Source organism: Nocardiopsis sp. TNDT3 (assembly GCF_003427465.1).
GTDB lineage: Bacteria > Actinomycetota > Actinomycetes > Streptosporangiales > Streptosporangiaceae > Nocardiopsis > Nocardiopsis dassonvillei.
Genome location: NZ_QPFC01000737.1, coordinates 1 through 1,814, shown reverse-complemented (window position 1 = coordinate 1,814; position 1,814 = coordinate 1). Strand labels below are relative to the sequence as shown.

General features: G+C 77.0%; 1 protein-coding gene. It reads left to right on the top strand.

Annotated elements, in window-relative coordinates:
- The coding region (locus tag DQW06_RS18195) for an ABC transporter ATP-binding protein (protein WP_157983481.1) at positions 1 to 1,796 on the top strand (1,796 nt) is incomplete at its 5' end.
- Positions 1,797 to 1,814: the final 18 nt, after the last annotated feature.

The following is a 1,814-nucleotide window of genomic DNA, read 5'->3' as shown; positions in this document are numbered from 1 at the left end:
GCGAGGGCCAGCAGTGCCCCGCCGAGCGCCTGGACCGCACGCCGCCGGAGGAGCCCGGAACGCGCTTCGGCGTCCGCCGGGTGCTGGCCCCCGTCCGGGCACTGCTGGCCCTCGCCGTCCTGCTGGTCCTGGCCGACGCCCTGGCCACCACCGCCCTGCCCGTCGTGCTGCGCTGGGGCCTGGACCGGGGCGTCGCCCCTGGCGACGCGGGCGTGGTCGCGGCCGTGGGCGCGGCGGCCCTGGCCCTGGTGGCGGTCAACTGGTGGGTCCTGGCCCTCCAGCCCCGCGTGGTCACCCGGACCGGGGAGAGCGCCCTGTACGCCCTGCGCCTGCGCGTCTTCCGGCACCTGCACCGGCTCGGCGTGGACTTCCACGAGCGCGAGCGCGGCGGCGGGACCATGACCCGCATGACCACCGACGTCACCGCGCTGTCCACGTTCGTGGAGAGCGGGCTGACCATCGTCGTGGTCAACGGCGCCACCGTGCTGGGGATGGTCGTGGCGATGCTGGTGCTGGACCCGGGCCTGGCCCTGGTCGCCCTGGCGGTCCTGCCGGTGCTGCTCGCCGCGACCCTGTACTTCCGCCGCTGCGTGTCGCTGGCCTACCACCTGTCCCGGGAGCGGATCGGGGAGGTCAACGCCGACCTCCAGGAACAGGTGGCGGGGGCCCGCGAGTCCCAGGCGGCCGGGGCCGAGGACGGCGCGAGCGAGCGCTTCGCCGCCCTGTCCGACCGCTACCGCAGGACCAGGCTGACCGCCCAGCGCCACATCGCCCTGTACTTCCCGTTCGTCACCCTGCTCGGGGACGTGTCCACCGCCGCCGTCCTCGGTGCGGGCGCGTACCGGGTGGCGGAGGGCACCCTGTCGGTGGGCGTCCTGACCGCGTTCCTGCTCTACCTGGGGATGTTCTACGCCCCGTTCCAGCAGCTGTCGGTGGTCTTCGACAGCTACCAGCAGGCGCGCGTGGGCGTGGACCGCATCGGCGGACTGCTGCGCACGCCGCCCACCGCCGCGGCCTCCCGGCGCGCGGTCCCCGCACCGGTCCGGCGGGGCGGCGGCCGGGTGCGCCTGGAGGAGGTCGGCTTCGCCTACCCCGGCGCGGGCGGGCCCGCCCTGGCCGACGTCACCCTGTCCGCCGACCCGGGTGAGACCGTGGCGCTGGTCGGCGAGACCGGCGCCGGGAAGTCCACCGTGGTCAGGCTCATCGCCCGCTTCCACGACCCCGACCGGGGCGCGGTCCTGGTGGACGGGACGGACGTGCGCGACCTCGACCCGGCCGAGCACCGGCGCAGACTCGGGGTGGTCCCCCAGGAGCCCCACCTGTTCACCGGGACCGTCGCCGACAACGTGCGCTACGGACGCCCCGGGGCCGGCGACCGCGAGGTGGAGGAGGCCGTGCGCGCGGTCGGCGCCCTGGACGCCGTGTCGGCCCTGCCCCGGGGGCTGCGCCATCCGGTCGGCGAGCGCGGGCGCGGCCTGTCCACCGGGCAGCGCCAGCTCGTCGCGCTGGCGCGGGCGCAGCTGGTGGACCCCGACGTGCTGCTGCTGGACGAGCCCTCCGCGGGGCTGGACCCGGGCACCGAGCGCGCCGTGCTGACGGCGATGGAACGCCTGTCCCGGGGGAGGACGACCTTCGTGGTCACCCACAGCCTGGCGACGGCCGCCCGCGCGGACCGGATCGCGGTGCTCGACGGCGGCCGGGTGGTCGAGACCGGCACGCACGCGGAGCTGTCGGCGTCGGGGGGCGCCTACGCCCGGTTGTGGCGGAGCAGCGGGGCGGGGCCCGTGCCGGTCTGAGACCGGGAGGCCCCGCCC